Origin of the sequence: Bartonella sp. AP58NXGY (assembly GCF_042195785.1) — a bacterium.
Lineage (GTDB): Bacteria > Pseudomonadota > Alphaproteobacteria > Rhizobiales > Rhizobiaceae > Bartonella.
In genome coordinates this window covers 1-292 of the sequence record NZ_JBHIOY010000331.1, presented here as the reverse complement: position 1 = coordinate 292, position 292 = coordinate 1, and the positions used below count along the sequence as shown (strand labels likewise).

Below are 292 nucleotides of genomic sequence, written 5' to 3'. Positions count from 1 at the left end.
ACATGCAAAATAGTGAAAAATCTTTATAAACCAATACGTTGCTATTGCAAGTAACAGATAATGGTGGTAGTGCTAAAGAGCACCGTTATCTTTATGATTGCAAAAGTTCAAATTAACACCCTATCATTTCTTTACCAGTTTCCATATTGTTATAGGTTTTGGCATTTGAAATGGTTCACAAAAGATATTTCTACTTTTTTAATATTTTACACATTATTTCTGCTTGTGATGTACAAGAAAATGATTTTTGCTGAATTCCATGAATTAAGAGAGCTGAAAATGAAAAATATCT

At 29.1% G+C, this 292-nt stretch carries 1 protein-coding gene; it reads left to right on the top strand.

Annotated features, from left to right (window positions below):
* Nucleotides 1–93: 93 nt before the first annotated feature.
* The coding region (locus ACFINC_RS11225; RefSeq protein ID WP_375617253.1) for a hypothetical protein at nt 94–292 on the top strand (199 nt) is incomplete at its 3' end.